Source organism: Pelagibacterium halotolerans, assembly GCF_044811015.1.
Taxonomy (GTDB): Bacteria; Pseudomonadota; Alphaproteobacteria; order Rhizobiales; family Devosiaceae; genus Pelagibacterium; species Pelagibacterium halotolerans_A.
Genome location: NZ_CP085243.1, coordinates 1,340,918 through 1,358,295, shown reverse-complemented (window position 1 = coordinate 1,358,295; position 17,378 = coordinate 1,340,918). Strand labels below are relative to the sequence as shown.

General features: G+C 62.8%; 19 protein-coding genes. 10 read left to right on the top strand and 9 right to left on the bottom strand.

Features of this window, described 5'->3' with window-relative positions; all coding sequences use genetic code 11:
* Nucleotides 1-80 precede the first annotated feature (80 nt).
* Together LG281_RS06730 and LG281_RS06725 are read left to right on the top strand one after the other, a co-directional pair.
* On the top strand, nucleotides 81-341 hold the full coding sequence (locus tag LG281_RS06730) for an antitoxin (protein ID WP_404405620.1): 261 nt from the start codon (nucleotides 81-83) through the stop codon (nucleotides 339-341).
* Nucleotides 338-739, top strand: coding sequence for a type II toxin-antitoxin system VapC family toxin (locus LG281_RS06725; RefSeq protein WP_404406647.1), 402 nt, complete (start codon nucleotides 338-340; stop codon nucleotides 737-739). Before LG281_RS06730 ends, LG281_RS06725 begins: the two co-directional genes overlap by 4 nt.
* Here the strand turns inward: LG281_RS06725 and LG281_RS06720 are convergent.
* Together LG281_RS06720 and LG281_RS06715 are read right to left on the bottom strand one after the other, a co-directional pair.
* On the bottom strand, nucleotides 736-1,854 hold the full coding sequence (locus LG281_RS06720; RefSeq protein WP_404405619.1) for a class I SAM-dependent RNA methyltransferase: 1,119 nt from the start codon (nucleotides 1,852-1,854) through the stop codon (nucleotides 736-738). The genes LG281_RS06725 and LG281_RS06720 overlap by 4 nt on opposite strands.
* A gap of 78 nt (nucleotides 1,855-1,932) precedes the next feature.
* Nucleotides 1,933-3,141 (bottom strand): MFS transporter, encoded by a 1,209-nt coding sequence (locus tag LG281_RS06715; protein WP_404405617.1) that lies wholly within the window; start codon nucleotides 3,139-3,141, stop codon nucleotides 1,933-1,935.
* 191 nt (nucleotides 3,142-3,332) lie between these two features.
* Here LG281_RS06715 and LG281_RS06710 point away from each other — a divergent pair, with 191 nt between their 5' ends.
* From LG281_RS06710 to LG281_RS06695, 4 genes are read left to right on the top strand one after another with little or no spacing between them, the layout of a single operon-like run.
* On the top strand, nucleotides 3,333-3,653 hold the full coding sequence (locus LG281_RS06710; protein ID WP_404405615.1) for an ArsR/SmtB family transcription factor: 321 nt from the start codon (nucleotides 3,333-3,335) through the stop codon (nucleotides 3,651-3,653).
* Nucleotides 3,650-4,114: an SRPBCC family protein gene (locus tag LG281_RS06705; RefSeq protein ID WP_404405613.1), complete on the top strand. Its 465-nt coding sequence runs from the start codon at nucleotides 3,650-3,652 to the stop codon at nucleotides 4,112-4,114. The genes LG281_RS06710 and LG281_RS06705 overlap by 4 nt, the downstream gene beginning before the upstream one ends.
* A 44-nt stretch (nucleotides 4,115-4,158) precedes the next feature.
* Nucleotides 4,159-4,575, top strand: coding sequence for a GFA family protein (locus tag LG281_RS06700; protein ID WP_404405611.1), 417 nt, complete (start codon nucleotides 4,159-4,161; stop codon nucleotides 4,573-4,575).
* A gap of 37 nt (nucleotides 4,576-4,612) precedes the next feature.
* On the top strand, nucleotides 4,613-5,173 hold the full coding sequence (locus LG281_RS06695) for a GrpB family protein (RefSeq protein WP_404405609.1): 561 nt from the start codon (nucleotides 4,613-4,615) through the stop codon (nucleotides 5,171-5,173).
* A 43-nt stretch (nucleotides 5,174-5,216) separates the two neighbouring features.
* Here the strand turns inward: LG281_RS06695 and LG281_RS06690 are convergent, their stop codons facing one another.
* The 4 genes from LG281_RS06690 to LG281_RS06675 form a co-directional block, all read right to left on the bottom strand.
* Entirely contained in the window at nucleotides 5,217-5,816 is a 600-nt protein-coding gene (locus LG281_RS06690) for an ABC-type transport auxiliary lipoprotein family protein (protein WP_404405607.1), read from the bottom strand.
* A 19-nt stretch (nucleotides 5,817-5,835) separates the two neighbouring features.
* Complete coding sequence (locus LG281_RS06685; RefSeq protein ID WP_404405605.1) at nucleotides 5,836-7,413, bottom strand: MlaD family protein; 1,578 nt, start codon at nucleotides 7,411-7,413, stop codon at nucleotides 5,836-5,838.
* Complete coding sequence (locus tag LG281_RS06680) at nucleotides 7,403-8,203, bottom strand: ABC transporter ATP-binding protein (protein WP_404405603.1); 801 nt, start codon at nucleotides 8,201-8,203, stop codon at nucleotides 7,403-7,405. The genes LG281_RS06685 and LG281_RS06680 overlap by 11 nt, the downstream gene beginning before the upstream one ends.
* 269 nt (nucleotides 8,204-8,472) lie before the next feature.
* Nucleotides 8,473-9,612 carry an ABC transporter permease gene (locus LG281_RS06675; RefSeq protein WP_404405601.1) on the bottom strand — a complete coding sequence of 380 codons (1,140 nt, stop codon included), beginning with the start codon at nucleotides 9,610-9,612 and terminating at the stop codon, nucleotides 8,473-8,475.
* A gap of 243 nt (nucleotides 9,613-9,855) precedes the next feature.
* Between LG281_RS06675 and pcaD the strand changes: the two genes are divergently transcribed.
* On the top strand, nucleotides 9,856-10,665 hold the full coding sequence (gene pcaD, locus LG281_RS06670; protein WP_404405599.1) for a 3-oxoadipate enol-lactonase: 810 nt from the start codon (nucleotides 9,856-9,858) through the stop codon (nucleotides 10,663-10,665).
* A gap of 107 nt (nucleotides 10,666-10,772) precedes the next feature.
* Here the strand turns inward: pcaD and LG281_RS06665 are convergent, their stop codons facing one another.
* Nucleotides 10,773-11,384 (bottom strand): PadR family transcriptional regulator, encoded by a 612-nt coding sequence (locus tag LG281_RS06665; RefSeq protein ID WP_404405597.1) that lies wholly within the window; start codon nucleotides 11,382-11,384, stop codon nucleotides 10,773-10,775.
* Nucleotides 11,385-11,801: 417 nt separating this feature from the next.
* Here LG281_RS06665 and LG281_RS06660 point away from each other — a divergent pair, with 417 nt between their 5' ends.
* The gene (locus tag LG281_RS06660) at nucleotides 11,802-12,818 is read left to right on the top strand and encodes an asparaginase (RefSeq protein WP_404406645.1); all 1,017 of its coding nucleotides are present in this window, start codon (nucleotides 11,802-11,804) and stop codon (nucleotides 12,816-12,818) included.
* Here the strand turns inward: LG281_RS06660 and LG281_RS06655 are convergent.
* Nucleotides 12,808-14,106 carry a TIGR03808 family TAT-translocated repetitive protein gene (locus LG281_RS06655; protein WP_404405595.1) on the bottom strand — a complete coding sequence of 433 codons (1,299 nt, stop codon included), beginning with the start codon at nucleotides 14,104-14,106 and terminating at the stop codon, nucleotides 12,808-12,810. The two genes, LG281_RS06660 and LG281_RS06655, sit on opposite strands and share 11 nt — an antisense overlap.
* A 436-nt stretch (nucleotides 14,107-14,542) precedes the next feature.
* Between LG281_RS06655 and LG281_RS06650 the strand changes: the two genes are divergently transcribed.
* Nucleotides 14,543-16,006: a helicase HerA-like C-terminal domain-containing protein gene (locus LG281_RS06650; RefSeq protein ID WP_404405593.1), complete on the top strand. Its 1,464-nt coding sequence runs from the start codon at nucleotides 14,543-14,545 to the stop codon at nucleotides 16,004-16,006.
* A 12-nt stretch (nucleotides 16,007-16,018) separates the two neighbouring features.
* Complete coding sequence (locus tag LG281_RS06645; protein ID WP_404405591.1) at nucleotides 16,019-16,549, top strand: hypothetical protein; 531 nt, start codon at nucleotides 16,019-16,021, stop codon at nucleotides 16,547-16,549.
* Between the two features lie 227 nt (nucleotides 16,550-16,776).
* On the opposite strand, the gene LG281_RS06640 is transcribed toward LG281_RS06645, so the two are convergent.
* Nucleotides 16,777-17,331 (bottom strand): response regulator, encoded by a 555-nt coding sequence (locus tag LG281_RS06640; protein WP_404405589.1) that lies wholly within the window; start codon nucleotides 17,329-17,331, stop codon nucleotides 16,777-16,779.
* Nucleotides 17,332-17,378 lie beyond the last annotated feature (47 nt).

The following is a 17,378-nucleotide window of genomic DNA, read 5'->3' as shown; positions in this document are numbered from 1 at the left end:
AGGTGCTTGGTTCTTGCACGGTTCGGCAAGACAGAGTATATACAATAGCGTATATCTTTCTGGTCCCGGAGGTCTTCGCTATGCCCCAAACGACGCGTGTGTTCCAGTCCGGCAACTCCCAAGCCGTGCGCTTGCCCAAGGAGTTCCGCTTCGATGTGGACGAAGTGGAAATTTCCCGCGAAGGCGATGCGGTCGTATTGCGCCCCCATCGCGTTTTAAAAGGACGCTGGGCGGCGTTGCACGCGGCTGCGGCGCGCGGGTTTTCCGAGGATTTTATGGAGGATGGGCGCGAGCAGTCCGGAGAGCAGGAGCGGCCGGCGCTCGACAGGGCGTTTCGCTGATGGAATATCTGCTGGATACCAACGCAGTTATCGACCTTATCGGTCGACGGTCGGATGCGTTATGGCGCCGTATAGAGGATCTGGCAGAGGGCGCGCTAGGCGTTTCGTCAATTGTCGCGCACGAACTCTACTTCGGGGCCTATAAGAGCGAGCGCATCGCATTCAATCTCGAAACGTTGAGGCTACTCTTTGCCGATATTTCTGTGCTCGACTACGATGGCGAGGATGCCCGCGTCGCGGGGGAGATTCGCGCCGAACTTAAGCGGGCCGGGTCACCGATTGGTCCTTACGACGTGCTGATTGCCGGACAGGCCAAAGCGCGGGGGATGACGTTGATCACCCGTAATACTGGCGAATTCCAGCGTGTTTCCGGGTTGTGCATTGAGGACTGGGATTAAGAGCTCAACACCCCCGTCCGATAAAGCGTCACCCTGATCCCGCCATTGTCCACCGGCGCGCCTGTGGGCACGAACGGCAGGCGGGTGGCTTTGGCGAGGCCGGGTTCGCTCGTGATCAGCCCCACGCGCCAGCCGGAAAAGCGGGTAAGGAGCGTTTGGCCCAGCGCGGCGTAGAGGGCGGTCAATTGCCCCTTGTTGCCGATCCGCGCGCCATAGGGCGGGTTGACGATGACGAGTCCCGGGGGGCCTTCGGGTGGGGTGAGGGTGGAGATTGTGCGTTGGGCGAATTCGGTCCAGTTGGCGACGCCGGCGCGCTCGGCGTTGGCCTGGCTCATGCGGATGGCGCCGGGGTCGCGGTCGCTGCCGTAGAAGCGGGCTGTGGGGACGGTCGGGGTGGTCGAGGCGCGGAGGGTTTGCCAGGCTTTGGCGTCGAAGGTTTCAAGATCCTCGAAGGCGAAGCTCCGGGCGCGGCCGGGGGCGAGGTTGGCGGCGATTTCAGCCGCTTCGATGACGAAGGTGCCCGAGCCGCACATGGGGTCGAGCACGGGTTCGTGCCCATCATAGCCGCATTGATAGAGAAAGAGCGCCGCGAGCGTTTCGCGCATCGGCGCGCGGGCAACGGCTTCCTTGTGGCCGCGCTTGTGGAGCGACTCTCCGGACGTATCGATGCTGATCGTGACAACGTCGTTGTCAATGCGCGCCTTGATGGTGAGCGCGGCGTTGTCCGCGATTGGGGCGCCAAGCTCCTCGGCAATCGCGGTGGCGATGCGCTGGGCGGCGGCGCCGGAGTGGTAGATCTTCGACTTGCGGCACGTGGCTTCGACGCGGACGGGGATATCGGGCCTGAGGACCTCGGCCCAGGGGACGCGGCGGGCGCGCTTGTCGAGCTGGGCGAGGTGCTGCGCGCGGAATTCCGCGATGCGGGCGAGGACACGGCCTGCGCCGCGCAGGGTGAGGTTCGCGCGCCAGATGTCCAGCCAGCCGCCTTGGGTGATGACACCGCCGGGGACGGGTTTTGGATCGGCGAAGCCCTTGGCGCGGGCCTCGTCGGCGAGGGCGGATTCGAGGCCGGGCGGGGCCATGAGGAAGATTTCGAAGGGTGCGGCGTTGGTCATCGCGGTTCAATAGCGCGCCGCAGGACGGGGCGCGAGGGAAATCCCGCTCGCGTTACCGCATACCGTTCGCGTCCTCCATCAGTCGACGGTCGCTCCGGCGGCGATTTCGCGCCGGGCGAGGCGACCCGCCGCGATCAGCAGTAGGGCGGCGGCTATGCTCAACAGCGCCGCGACACCCATGAGAGGGGCGTAGAGCGCGCCGGGATTGAGCGCGAAAACGGCGGACGCGCCCATGACGGAAAGCACCTGCGTGACATCCATCAGCGAGGTCGACAGCCCCACCCGCCCTTTGATCGCTTCCTGCAGATAGCTGATGGTGATGCTCATGAGCGCCGCAATCGCGATGGCGGCAATGCCCTGGAGCATGAGAACCTGCAACACCGATTGGGCGACGGCCATGAGGACCATGTAGAGAGCGAAAATGGCGCAGCTTATCGCGAGGATGGTTTCCTTGGGCATGCGCATGGCAAGGTATCCCCAGCCGATCATGAAGGGAACCTCGATTGCCGCGGCGACGGCTGCGTTGATCCCGACATCGGCCAGACTGCCGCTAAGATCGCGCAGGATGATGAGCGGCAGTACGGTCATGTTGATCTGAAGCGCGACCCGCGCGAGCGTCACGCCCACAATGCCGATCCGGTGCCCGGGTGCAATCGTGGCCTTGGGGAGATCGACGGCGTCGGCGATCGATCCGGTATGCCGGGGCACACCGATCCGGGCCTTGGGCTGGGCGAAGAGCAGTCCGATCAGCAGCGTGCTGCCGACATGCATCGCCGCAGCCAGGCCAAAGACCGAAAAGGACGAAGTTTCCGCCGCAATCCAGCCGGCAAGGGGCGGCATGACGACCCATGCGACCGTAAACAGGCTCCGCAGGATCGACATCATGAATTCCGAACGCTTGGCATCGATCTTGTCGTAATAGGCGCGCGAATACGAGAAGCTCTGCGAAAAGAGGGCGTTGCCGAACGGCACCAGCAGGCAGAAGGCGATGATGTAGGCAATCGGTGTCTGGAAAGCCCAAATGAAGCCGAACCCCAATCCGCCGACGACGGCGCAGATCAGCACGAGCCAGCGCCGGTCTCCCACCATGTCGGAGAACCACCCCAGCGCCAACGCGGCCGCCGCGCCGCCAAGCGCGTTGAGCACCATCACCAAGGCATAGATCGCGTTGGACAGCCCCAGCGTCTCGACTCCCACAATAGCACGATAGGGCGCTGTCGAGGCGAAGGATGCGCCGGAAAGGAACACGGTGGTGGCGAGGATCGCGGAGATGGGAGAGGGGCGCATGGCAATCTGATTCGGACGGGATCGGACGTGGACAATAACGGAGCGGGCGCGGGCTTGCACGCTGGAACGGCATAGTGCGGGAGAACAGGTTGCGCAGCAGGCGCGGGGCCGACGACCGAGTCGCAGTTCGGCCTGCCTCTTGACATGCAGGTATTTACCTGCATATTTGGTGTCGAACATGAGAGAGACCGATGGACGCTGACAAGGTTTTCAAGGCGCTGGGCGACCCCACACGCAGGAAGCTGCTCGACCGTCTTTGCGAGAAGAACGGCCAGACGCTTGGCCAGCTTTGCGAGAACCTGGATATGGCCCGGCAATCCGCCACCCAGCATCTGGGGATATTAGAGGAGGCCAATCTGGTGAGCACGGTGAAGCGCGGCCGCGAAAAGCTACATTTCATCAATCCCGTGCCCCTGCACGAAGTCTACGAACGCTGGGTGCGGAAGTTCGAACGTCAGCGGCTCAGCCTGCTGCACGATCTGAAAAAAGAACTCGAAGGAGAAAAGGAATGACCAAGGAAACGACCAGCTTTGTCTACGTGACCTACATTGTTTCAACACCGGAAAAAGTGTTCGAAGCCATCACGAAACCGGAGGTGGCAAAGCGCTACTGGGGGCATGAGAACGTCTCCGATTGGCAACCCGGATCGAAATGGGAGCATATCCGCGCCGATGACGAACGGACGGTCCAACTCGTTGGCGACGTCGTCGAAGTCTCGCCGCCGCACCGCCTTGTCATCACCTGGGCGAACGCATCGCAGGCGTCCGATCCAGCGGCCTATAGCCGCGTGACGTTCGATATCGATGCGTACGAGGATATGGTTCGGCTGACCGTCACCCATGACGAACTCGAAGCCGGAAGCGGCATGGCGAACGGCATCAGCAAAGGGTGGCCGATCGTTCTGTCCAGCCTCAAATCTTTCCTGGAAACCGGGCGCGGGCTCGACGTCTTCGCAAAACCCAAGGCCGCCTGATCCGGCGCGGGCCGAAATCCAGAACCTTCCAAGGAACCCAAATCATGGCCAAGTCCTATACCGGCGGATGCGCGTGCGGCGCGATCCGTTACGAAACCGATAGCGCCCCCATTTTCGAGAACCACTGCCAGTGCCGCGATTGCCAGAAGCGAAGCGGCACAGGGCACGGGTCGTATCTGACCTTCCCCCAGCGCGCCGAGATGCGTGTTACGGGCGAGGCGAAAACCTGGCGGGTTGCGGGCGATAGCGGAAACGAGAAGATTCACGCCTTCTGTCCGACGTGTGGAACGCCGGTCTATCTCACATTCGCGGCAATGCCGGACCTGATCGCGGTCCATGCCGCCAGCCTCGACGATCCGGGACAGTTCAATCCGGTGGTGGTTACTTACGGCGTCCGTGGGTATGCCTGGGACGTGGTCGATGCCGGGTTGCAGAGGTTTGAGCGGATGGCGCCGGGGTAAGGTCTGGCGAGGGTAAATGTGGACGATGGGACAGGCTATGAACACAATTGAAATCGTTCCCCCCAGTTCGTCCTGGCCCGATGATTTCGCGGCGTTGAAAGCAGTGCTGCTTGGCGCAGTGCCAGACAGGTCGGTCTTCCACCATATCGGTTCGACCGCCGTTCCCGGGCTCGCCGCCAAGGATGTGATCGACATCCAGATCAGCGTCGACGCGCTCGATCGGATAGACCCGGCGCGCCTTGAAGGTCTTGGGTTCAGGCATATTGCGGCCCGTCTCGATCATTGCCCGCCCGGTATGGAAATGCCGGCGGATGATCTGGCGAAACTGTTTTTCAGAGGCGCTGCCCGGCCCGCGCACATCCACATCCGGGAGAAGGGGCGGTTCAATCAACGGTACGCTCTATTGTGCCGCGATTTCCTACGTTCTCACAAGGTCGCTGCGGACGCCTACGCCCTCATCAAACGCCGCTTGGCGGAGCGCTTCGCGACTGATGTAGACGCCTATTACGACATAAAGGACCCGGTCTTCGATATCATCGTCGAAGGGGCCAACGAATGGGCCATGCGCATCGGTTGGACCGAACCGCCGGGCGATTGAACGGCGGCGACTGCTCTATGCGCTGCCGTGGTCGGTTGCCTCTTTATGCCCGCGCTGCCGTCCACCCCACGACCTCCACGAGCACGGCATCCAGCGCGGTATTGAGCGCGGCGACGACGTTGGGGGCGTTGAGGTTGGTGGCGGGGACATCCGCGGAGAAAGTCTGGCTTGCGATGATGCGGCGGTTCCAGTCGTCGACGAGGCGGACGGCCAGCGATACGCGGGCCATGGCAGCGCCCGACGTCGTGTCGAGCTCGAAGGCGCGGACGTCGGTGGAGAGGATCACATCGGCATCGAGCGGATCGGACGGGCGGCCGATATTGGCGACGCCGGCATCGCGGAACGATTGCAGCATACGGGTCTGCACCAGGCGGGGGAGCGTGTCGGACCATTGCGAATCCGCAAGGTAAGAGAGGACGCCGCCCGTTTCGCGTACGACGATGCGCTCGCTATCGTAGATCTGGATGGCGTCGGGCAGGTCGACGATTACCGTGCGGTTCGACCGGCGTGGGACGACATCCTGCGTGGCGGCGGTGAGGTCGTACGTGGTGAGCTTCTGCACGCCGAAGCACCCCGCAAGCGCCGAAGTGAGCCCCATTGCCGAGAGGGTGAGAAACGCCCGGCGACCGTATGTCTGTCCCATTACGCTATATCCTCAACTACTACGGCCTGAAATCGCGGATCGTGTCCCCGCCGAAGACCAGGACCTGCGGATTGCGTTCGATACTCTGCAGGATACGGTCGAGCCGCTGCAGCGTGCCGCGCGCATCGACCGCGAGCGAAGTGTAGGCGCCCAGACCGCGATTGGTAAAGTCGGTGATCCCCGACGTGATTTCGGTCATCCGCGCATCGAGGTTCTGCGCCATCTGGCGCAAGGATGTGGCGGCGTCGGAGAAATCTGTCACGAGGGTGGAGATATCGTCGGACGCGGCGATCTCATCGAGCCGTTCGGCGAGTTGCCGGATCGACGTCATGGCACTGCTCGCCTCGGTGAAGAACGATTCGCCGTCCTCGCTGGTGATCATATTATCGATGCGTGTGAGAAGCGTGTCGGCGTTCGTCGCCGCGGTATTGAGCGTATCGGTCAGCGCGCGCGCGTTGACGATGATCTCGTCGACATTGTCGGAATTGTTGCCCAGAGCCTCCGAGAAGGCGTCGATGTTGTTCATGGCGCGGGCGATCACGTCGGGATCGATCGAGGACGACGCCTGGTCGATGAGGTTAAGCGTGCCCTGAAGCCCGTCGGACACCCCCGAAAGATTGCTCGCGAGCGAACGGGCGTCGTCGAAGAACCCGTCGATGTTGTCGACATTGGCGGAAAGCGACTGCGCGAAGGTGCTCACGTCGTCGAAGGTCTGGCGTACCTGGTCGGGCGGGATGACCTGAACGATCTCGCGGATATCGGCGGTGAGGTTGCGCAATTCGTCGGCCAGCGGACGGATCTGGTCACTCGTGCTGGTGACCGAGGAAAGGAAGCTTTCCACCCCGTCGGCGTTGCTCGCGAGCGCCTCAGAGAAGGTTTCGGCGTTGGCGATCGTGGCCGAAAGGCTTTGCTCGTTTGTGTTGACGAAGGTTTCGATGCGCTGGAAGGTCGCCGTCGCGCTTTCGAGCGTATCGGCCGCGTTCGAAATGATGGACTGGAAGTCCGAACCTTCTCCAGTGTCCCCGGCCAGACCCGCGAGCGAGGAGGAGAGCGATTCGATATTGGCGAGCGTTGTGGACAGCCGGTCCTCGTTCTGGACGAAGAAAGTGTCGATGCGGGTGAAGGTATCCTGGGCCGTCGTCACGATCTCGCGCGCGCCTTCCATGATGACCTGGAAGTCCGATGGCTGGCCCTGAAGCACCGCGACGGTTTCGCCCGGCGCGGGCTCGAGCGGCCCGGCGGCGATGGTGCCTCCCAGAAGCTGGATCTGGGCGGCGCCGGTGAGCCCCTGAACCTCCAGCGAGGCCTTTGTGTCTTTCATCACCGGAGCGTCGGCATTGACCTGAACGTGCGCAAGCACCTGGCTGGGATTGTCAGGGTTGATGTTAACGTGCGTGACTTCGCCGACCGGCAGGCCGTTGAACAGCACGTTGGTGCCGACCCCCAGCCCGGTGACCGCGCCATCGAAAACGATGGTGTAGGGTGTGCGCGGCACGGCGGAATCCGCTTCGCTGAACCAGTAGACGAAACCGGCAAAGGCAGCGAGAACGAGGGTTACGAACGCGCCGACGATGGCGTAGTTGGCTTTATATTCCATGCGTTCTCTCTTCGGGTACTGCCTTCTCCAGATGCCGCGCGCGCGGGCCGTGGAAATATTCGACGAGCCATGGATCGTCCGCCGCGAGCATATCGGGCAGGCTCCCCACCCTGAGCAATTTGCCCTTGCCCAGCGCCGCGATACGGTCGCAGACCGTCGTCAGGCTGTCGAGGTCGTGCGTGACCATATACACGGTCAGCCCCAGCGCGTCCTTCAAATCGAGGAGAAGCTCATCGAATTTGGCCGCGCTGATGGGGTCGAGCCCGGCGGTGGGCTCGTCGAGGAAAACGATCTGCGGGTCGAGCGCGAGCGCGCGGGCGAGCGCGGCGCGCTTGATCATGCCGCCCGAGAGTTCGGACGGGTAGAGGTTCTCCGCGCCCGGGCTCAGGCCCACGAGGTCGATCTTGAACCGGGCGATCTCATGGCGAAGCTTTTTGGGCAGCCCGAGATATTCGCGCATGGGGAATTCGACGTTCTCGAGCACGGTCAGCGAGGAAAACAGCGCGCCCTGCTGGAAAAGAACGCCCCAACGCCGTTCGATTTCAACGCGCTCACGGCGCGACAGAGCGGAATAATCGGAGCCCAGAACCTCGATAACGCCACCGCGCTTGGGCAGAAGCCCGATGATCGCGCGCAGGGTCACGGATTTGCCCGAACCCGACGGGCCGATCACGCCGAGCACCTCGCCGCGCCGGACATCGAGGCTGAACCCTTCGATGACGTTGGTCTCGTCGAAGCCGACGACGAGGTCCTTGATCGAGATGATGGGATCGGCAGCGGGGTTCAGCATGTTAGGGCCTGTTAACACTTATGGATAGCGGTTTGACGCGCCATAGTCTGCGCAACTTTCGTGGAAAATGCCGCGCCGTGGACCAATGTCCACAAGCGGGATTTTTCGCGATAAGGGGCCGGACTATGGCGCGCCCGGAGGGTTTTGCATAAATCGCCCACTGACGGCGCGTTTCTCGCGGCACGGGGGATAACCCCGCACCCCGAGAAACGCTTGTCATTGAACGATTTATGCAAAATCAAACCCCTATCCATAAGTGTTAACAGGCCCTAATATCCGATCGCCGCAAAGAAGATCGCAAACAGCCCATCCGCGACGATGACCAGGAAGATCGCGCGCACCACCGATGCAGTGGTGTGGCGGCCCAGAGATTCGGCGCTGCCCCGGACCTTGAAGCCCTCATTCGTCGCGACAAGCCCTATGATGAAGGCCATCACCGGGGCCTTGATGAGGCCGACGAAGAGCGACTGGAAGGTCAGCGTGTCCTGGAGGCGGTCGAGGAACGTTTCGATGGGAATGTTGCCATAGGTGAGCGCGACGACCGCCGACCCGGCAAGCCCGGCGAGCGAGCCGATGAACGCGAGCGCCGGCATACCGATCAGAAGCGCGAGCATGCGCGGGAGGATGAGCGCCTGATAGGGATCGACGCCCATGATGGCGAGCGCATCGAGCTCTTCGCGCATGCGCATGGTGCCCAACTCGGCGGTGATCGCGGATCCCGACCGGCCCGCGATCATGATGGCGGCGAGCAGCAGCCCAACCTCGCGCAGCATCAGAATGGCCGCGAGATCGACGACATAGATGCCGACGCCGAAATTGTTGAGCTGAAGAATGGTTTGCTGGGTGATGATCGAGCCGACGACGAGCGAGATCAGCACGACGATGGGCACCGCGCGGAAGACGATGAGATCGAACTGGTTGATGAAGGCGGTGAACCGGAACCGTGCCTGTAGGCCAAGCGTTGCGGCCCCCGCCGTGACGGTCTGGCCCATGACCGCATGGATGAGAAAGATGTCCCGCAGCGCGTTCACGCTCATCTTGCCAAGCCCGTCGAACGGCGCGAGATACCAGGGCGGCCCACGGCGTGGAGGCTTGATGTGCGGACCCACCTTGTTGACCCGGTCCAGAAGGGCCGTGTACGCCTCGGTGGCCTGGGCGATCTCGACCGTGCCGTCTTGCGAAAAGAGGTCGCGCTTGCGCGCGATGAGCCACGCGCCAACGGTATCGAGCCCGGTGACATGATGGAAATCGAACCGTACCGCGGGCGGGGCCGGCCGATCCTTGAACGCCGCTTCGATGCGGGTCTGCATCTCGCGTGCCCATTGCGCGGTCCACGAGCCGGAAAGGCTTGCGACAACGACGCCATCGGCACTGGAGATGTCGATCACTGGTTCGTCCGTCGCCGCCATATACGCGTCGTGCCCTTCTGAAGCATCTCGGGCTGAATTGCATTCAGCCCGAGATGTTCACGTGTTTGTTCATTCCTGGCCGTGGCAAGACGGCCAACGCGGGCAATCGTTTAGCATGCGACGCGGCGATTGTCACAGCTTGCAGGAGCCGCGAGATCCGTTCCGCAGACGATCATTGCAAGCGTGCATCGGTTTGCGGTAACCCCGACGGCAAACACCCACGCCACCAGCAGGAGAGCCGATATGCAGTTCGTCAGGATCGACGATGCCGTCATCCATTATCAGGTGATCGGGGCGGGGCCGGACAAACCCGCGATCGTCTTTTCCAACGCGCTGGGGACCGATTTCCGCATCTGGCGGGATGTTATCGTGCGGCTGGCCGGGAAGTACACGATCCTGACCTACGACAAGCGCGGCCACGGACTATCGGACGCCGGATCTGCGCCGGTAACGATCGAACGGCACGCCGAGGACCTTGCTTTCCTGCTCGAACACACGGAAATCGGGCGTGCCTTCGTCTGTGGGCTTTCGGTGGGCGGCATGATCGCCCAGCAACTTGCGTTGACGCACCCCGAGAAGGTGAAAGGGCTTATCCTGTGCGGCACCAAGGCGCGGTTCGCAGATGCCGAGACGTGGAACGCGCGCATCGCATCGGTGGAGGCGGGCGGCATCGCCGCGCTTGCCGAGGGAACGCTCGAACGCTGGTTCACGTCAGCCTTCCGCACGCCGGACAATGACGAGTTGGCGGGCTACCGCAATATGCTCACCCGCCAGCCGGCCAATGGCTATATCGCCACCTGCGCGGCGTTACGGGATGCCGATCTGCGGGCGGCGGTGATGGAAATCGCGGTGCCGGCGTTGTGCATTTCGGCCGAAGAGGACGGCTCGACGCCGCCGGACGTTGTGGCGCAGCTTGCCAAGTCGATCCCGGGCGCGCGGTATGAAATGCTCAGGGGCGCGGGTCATTTGATGTGCGTGGAGCGGGCCGAGATGCTCAGCGAAATGATCCAGGCGTTCACCGCGTTTGTTGCCGAGGACAAGACGCTCAACTAGTGGGCCGTGTCATCTGAAATGATGATACGGTCCACCAGGCAACGTACTAACCTTTTGTTGTCGCGGATTCTTGCGGAAAGCCGGTTCCAACTTTTCCGCATCCCGCCCTAATGAAACGCCACGCGCGCGCCGGGTTGGCCGAACGCTTTCGCGTTCTCGTTCGCAAAGATATACGCACCGCCTTCGATCTTGCCGATGAGGCCTTGAACCCAATCGTAGGCGCAGGATGTGTTGTGCATCCAGAAGCTCAGGAGCGCTTCCACATGCGGGGGCAACGCGTCACCACCGGTCCATTGGGCCTGGCCCGAAGCGTCGAGGACCGCGGTTTGGTGTTCAAACAGGATATCACGTCGCTGACGCAGAAACTTCAACACCGTCTCGCGCGGCAGGGCGGACATGAAGACAAGACCGGCGCAGAAAAAATCCGGCCTGGGCTCGGGTTCGATCAACGCCTTGGCCATCAAGCGCTGGAATTCCTCTTCCCCCGCCTCCGTGATTTCATAATCTGTCCGCGCCGGGACGGATTCGGTTGCCTCGATCTCGTGCGCTTTCAAAAGGCCCTCTTTCGCAAGCTGGCGAAGCGCGTGATAGATGGAACCGGTCTTGGTGTTGGCCCATTTGTCGGCTTGCCAAGCCAACAGATCCTGACCAACGAGATAGCCATGCGCACGCCGGTGTGCCCGGACAATGGCTAAAACCAGCAAACGTGTAGCCGACATAGGGTGAGGCCCCTCCCGATCTTGGCTGGCTCACACCTCAGCCCTCCCTCCACTTCGCTGCGGCGTGTACCAGTGTGTCTGTTCTCCCAGACTTTGCTTTGGACCCGTTCCCGTTGCGGACCCGCTTCTAGGTAAAAAGTTTACTACAAATGACAGGAGTATGAATAGCAGGGAATAGCCAAAATCGCGGAATGTTCAACGCCTTATGAGCATTTCTCCACAAAGGGTGATTTGTTTCTGACCTAAAGTCAGGCCCGCCGGGCAAAATTGATGGTCCGGACCGGTAACGCTTTCGTGCGCAATGGGTTCAATCTTGACTTTATGCCGCCCGTGCGATCCTTGATTGCCTTGGAATCTGACCCGTTTCCGGGCAGGCAACACAGAATCGCAAGGCCTGCCTGCAACAAGGACCAAAGCATGGACGCCAACCCCATACTTGCCACATTCACGCGCGGGAACTGGACGGAAAACCGCCATCGCGGGGCGTTCTGTATTGCCCACGCGAACGGGGATGTGATTGCGTCTGCTGGGGATATCGAGCGCGCGATTTTTCCGCGCTCGGCCATCAAGGCGCTTCAGGCGCTGCCGATTTTCGAGACCGGCGCCGATACGCGTTTTGCGATGGACGACGAGGCGTTGGCGCTCGCCTGCGCATCGCATTACGGCGAGCCCGAGCACGTGCGGGTGGCGCGGACGATGCTCGAGCGCGCGGAGCTGACGGTCGACGATCTCGAATGCGGCGCGCATCCGCCCACGAGCCCCGCCGCGCGCAAGGCACTCAAGGCGGCTGGCGAGGCGCCGTCGCCGCTTCACAACAATTGCTCGGGCAAACATGCGGGCATGCTGTCGGTGGCCAGGGCGCTGGGGATCGACACGAAGGGCTATGTGACGCGCGAGCACGCGGTGCAAAAGCGGGTGCGCGCGGCGGTGGAAGCGGTGCTCGATACGCCGATGACCGAGCACAAATGCGGCACCGACGGATGCTCGATCCCAACATGGGCGGCTCCACTCAAGAGCTTTGCGCGGGGGTTCGCGCGCATGGCGACAGGGGAGGGGCTGTCCGCGCCGATGGCGGCGGCGTCGCAGCGGCTGTTCGACGCAGCGACCGCGCATCCGTTCCTCATTGCCGGGACTGAGGCATTCGATACCGAGGCTATGACGGTGTTCAGGGGCCGGTTGATGATCAAGATCGGCGCCGAGGGCGTCTTCTGCGGCGCGCTGCGCGACAGGGGGCTCGGCTTCGCGCTCAAATGCGATGACGGCAACCCCAAGGCGGCGACGGCGATGATCGCGGGGCTGCTTGCGGCGGTGGCGGACCCGGATGCGGAACAGGCGGCAGTGCTCGCGAAGTTCTCGCGGCAGGTTTCGACGAACTGGCGCGGGATCGAGGTGGGGGTGCTGGAGGCGACGGACGGGGTGCGGGTCACTCTCTGACAGAATTGCCCGCGACCGTGAGCTGCGGATAGTCCCCCGCGTCCGCCGCGAGGTCGGTGGTCGCGACCTCGTCCCAGCGGCTGGCCGCGATCGCGGCGCGGCGGGCGCCGGCGATGGTGTTGTTGGTGACTGCTGCCGCACCCGCGTCTTCGGCGACTGAAACGAGGATGCCGATATCGGCGTCGCGGACGAGATTGCCGGTGACCGTGACGTCGCGCAGGTACGGTCCCCAGCCCGCCGCGATGCCTATGCCTGGGACGCTATCGACCACATTGCCGGAAATGACCGCATCGGCTTCCGCGGCGATGCCATAGGGGTCGGTGTCCGGGTTGACCTCGGAGCGTTCGGCGATGTTTCGCACGATGTTGCCGGTGCAGGTGGCGAGGCGGCCGCCATCGTTGAAATTCGTCATCGAAATGCCTGCCGCTGCGCCGTCGACGATGTTGTTGGCGATCACCGAACCGGAAAAACCGAATTCGGAGAAGATCGCGACCTCGCCGGACTTGAGGCAGGTGTTGCCGCGGACCTGGCAATTGTCGGTCGTGTTGAGGCGGATGGCGGAGAAGGCGCAATCGGAGATCCAGTTGTCCGAAACGATGACCCCGTCCGCCCTGAAGACGTTGATGCCGTTTCCGTTCTGGCCGTTGCCGCCGCTCGTCCAGTCGATGCGCTCGATGCGGTTTCCCGTGACGATGGCACCGTCCGGGCCGTTCTCGCCGCGCCAGACGCGGATGCCGCCATTGCCGCAATCATGGATGTGGTTGCCGCGCAGAGTGGTGGCGATCCCGTCATAGATGAAGATGCCGGTCCTGGCGGAAGCGTCGGCGCGCGAGGTTTCGATGGTGACCGCGCTCGAAAGGGCGGCGATGCCATTGAGTGCGGTGTTCGTCACGGCGCAGTCGCGGATGGTGACGCCGGACGCATTTGTGATGTGGATGAGACCGCCATGCCATTCCTCGCCGTCCGCGCCGTCGCCGTCGAATGCGACGCCGGTGATCGTGACGCCCTCGACATCGTCGACAAGGACGAGGGGGCCTTCGCCAGTGTGCACGAGACGTGAGGCGCCGGGGACGCCGGAGAGAACGAAGCCCGAGGGCAGGCGGATCGGGCTCGTGAAGATTTCGCCCGGCGGCAGGACGAGACGACCGTTGGTGCTGGCATCGATGGCCGACTGTAGGGATTCGTGGTTCGCAATGCCGTCCTGGGCGACGGCAGTGCGTGCGATGAACGGCGCGGCAAGACCGGTGCAGGCGAGGCTTGCGACAAATCCGCGTCGTGTGATGGGCATGGCGGGACGTCCTGTTGCTTTGAGGCGCGGGTTGACTATTCGCGGAGTGCAAGAACTCTATATACCCGGGTCACCTGTTTGAGGGCGAAGCAGCAGGCGCGGAGTCAGCCCGCGCACCGGGAAGGATGGGCCATCCCGGCCGAGGCAACGGCCTTGCCCTCAAATCGGAGGTGACGACAATGTGGTTTCTACCGCTGTGCGTCACGCTTAGGTTGAAAAAGACCCGGAGCAGCTGGACACTGGAACTCCGGGTCTCGCTTTTCATCTAGGCACCGGTCGGGGAGGCGTGAGCCTTCCCGACCACTCCGATAATATAGACAGTCCGGCGGGATTTGGAAAGGGTGGCAATGGATCCGCCGATACCCCTCCCCACTTGTTCCATCCGCTTCGCGCCCGGTATAGGTTGGCGACCATAACGAGTGGGGAATCGGGCGATATGCTCATCGATACGGCGGTTTATCTCGGCACGAGCACCGAGCCCGAATATCTCGCGCTCGATAAGGCCAACCGTCACGGATTGGTGACCGGCGCGACCGGCACTGGCAAGACGGTAACCATGCAGATCCTCGCCGAGGGCTTTTCGCGCGCCGGGGTGCCGGTTTTTTGCGCGGACATCAAGGGTGACGTCGCGGGGCTGGCGGTGGCCGGGGAGCCCAAGGATTTCCTCGCCGCGCGGGCGGAGAAGATCGGGTTTGCCGATTATGGATACGAGGGGTTCCCGACGATTTTCTGGGATCTGTTCGGGCGCCAGGGGCATCCGGTCAGGACGACGGTTTCGGAGATGGGGCCGCTGCTCCTCTCGCGCATTCTCGATCTCAACGACACCCAGGAAGGGGTTCTGAACGCCGCGTTCGCGCTCGCCGACGACGAGGGGCTACTGCTTCTCGATTTCAAGGATCTGCGCGCGCTGCTCGCCCATGTGGGTGAGCGGCGCAAGGAGCTTTCCACGCTCTACGGGCATATCTCCACGGCGACCGTCGGTGCGATCCAGCGGGCGCTGCTGGTGCTCGAACAGCAGGGCGGGGAGAATTTCTTCGGCGAACGTGCGCTCGATATTGCCGATCTGATGCGGGTGGACGCGGAGGGACGGGGGTATATCTCCATTCTTGCTGCGGATGAGCTGATGCGGTCGCCGCGGCTCTATGCGATTTTTCTCTTGTGGCTGCTCTCGGAGCTCTTTGAGCAGTTGCCCGAAGTGGGCGATCCGGAAAAGCCCCGGCTCGTTTTCTTTTTCGAGGAAGCGCACCTCTTGTTCGATGAGGCGCCCAAGGTGCTGCTCGACAAGATCGAGCAGGTGGTGAAGCTGGTGCGCTCGAAAGGCGTAGGTGTTTATTTCGTGACGCAGAACCCGATGGATGTGCCCGAGGCGGTGCTGGCGCAACTGGGCAATCGCGTGCAGCACGCGCTGCGCGCCTATACGCCCAAGGAGCAAAAGGCCGTCCGCGCGGCAGCTGAGAGCTTCAGGGCCAATCCGGATTTCTCGACAGAGCAGGCGATCACCCAGTTGGGCACCGGCGAAGCGCTGGTTTCGACGCTGGGTGAAAAAGGCGTGCCCTCGGTCGTTGGGCGTACGCTGATCCGCCCGCCGTCTTCGCGTATGGGGCCGCTGATCGAGGCCGAGCGCAAAGCGGTGATGGCGCAGAGCCCGGTAGCGGGGAAATATGACGAGGCGGTAGACCGCAGTTCGGCTTACGAGGTTCTGGCCCAGCGCGCCCAACAAGCGGTACGGGAAGCGCGGATCGAGGCGCATGAAGCGGCGAACCATCGGCCCCCGCCAAGGCGGTCTTCACGACAGACGCCGATGGAAGCCGCGTTCAACCAGTTCGCGCGCACAGTGGCCCGGCAGGCGGGAAACGCGTTGGTGCGCGGCATTCTCGGCAGCCTCTCACGTGGCCGGTAAAGGGAGGCTTTGATGGCCCAGAAGATGACCGCCGCGGTTTTTGCCGATGCCGGAGAAACTGAGCACGCAACGCTTTACCGGCAGGCGGGGGAAACGCTGGGCAGTCGCGGCGTGGCCGTTGTGGTGACGGCGGTGGCCGGGCGCTATCCTGTGCAGTTCGTTGCCGGGGCGCTCGGCAAGGGTGCGCGCGTGACACTGATCTGCGCGAAAGCGGATCGGCCCGATGGCTTGCCCGACAGTGTTGCTGTCGAATTGGCCGAGGATGCACGAGACGCGGCACGGCTTGCCGCGGAAACCGCAGATGCGCTGATCGGCCTGCCGGGAGGACTCTCCACGACCGCGGCACTCTATCGCGCTTGGGCCGATGTCGGCGGGCCGGTGAGTGGCAAGCCGGTGGGGCTCTTGAACCGTAAGAAGGCGTTCGAGATCGTGCGCGGGTTCATTTCCGATGTCGCCAATCCGGGGCTTGGGAGCACGGATCGGCTGATCGTTTTTGCTGATGGCGTGGATGATTTGATCGGCAGGCTCAAGCGGTTGGTTTAGGGCAAAGTGCTGCCGCGTCCTAAGCAGGCATTCGTGGGGAAACCCACGAATGCCTGCTTAGATTCCTTTGGTTGTCGCAGGTTCTTGTCGCAAAACCGTGGGACACCCTCGGGTCAAGCCCGAGGGCATGCTTTTGCGGAACCTGCTTAAGGACAACGATGAGGACGAACGCAGGGTGACAGGTTAGGGGGAGCTTGTGGTGCCGAATAGGAAAGACCGAAGGCCGGCTAAGCCTCCGGCCGCGTCTCGATCCCACGCTGCACACGGTGAGCGGCAAATGACACCACATTGTCGCCCCGGCGCTCGACCGGGATCTCGCGGTGGTCGCGCATGGGAATGCGGCCGCGGCGTTCGGGGCCGAAGTAACTGTCCTTGACGACGATGTGGTCGGTGGGGCCTTTGGCGATGCGGGCGCCGATGCGCTCCTTGAGGTAGATCGGGCTCATCGGCTTGACGATCACTTCGTCAATCCCCGCGGTGACACATTCGCGGCGCATGCGGGGGCTGACCGTGCGGCTCAGAGCGATGATCTGCACATGCTTGGAGATGACCATCTCGTCGTTGCGGATGGCTTGAGCGAGCGTGGCGAGATTGCCGTCCTCAAACGTGAAATCGGAAACCAGCATGGCGACCGGTGCGATCCGCATATAGGCGTTGAGCGACCGTGCATCGCGGAATTCGCGCACGCGCCAGTCCCGCCGGCTTCGCAGCGTCGCACCCAGAATGGAAACGAGCGCCGGGCTGGACGACAATACGGCGACGGTCGGCACAGATTCCGTCAAGATGCACCCCCTAATACTATGTTTAATAAACTCTTAACATGTGTGGC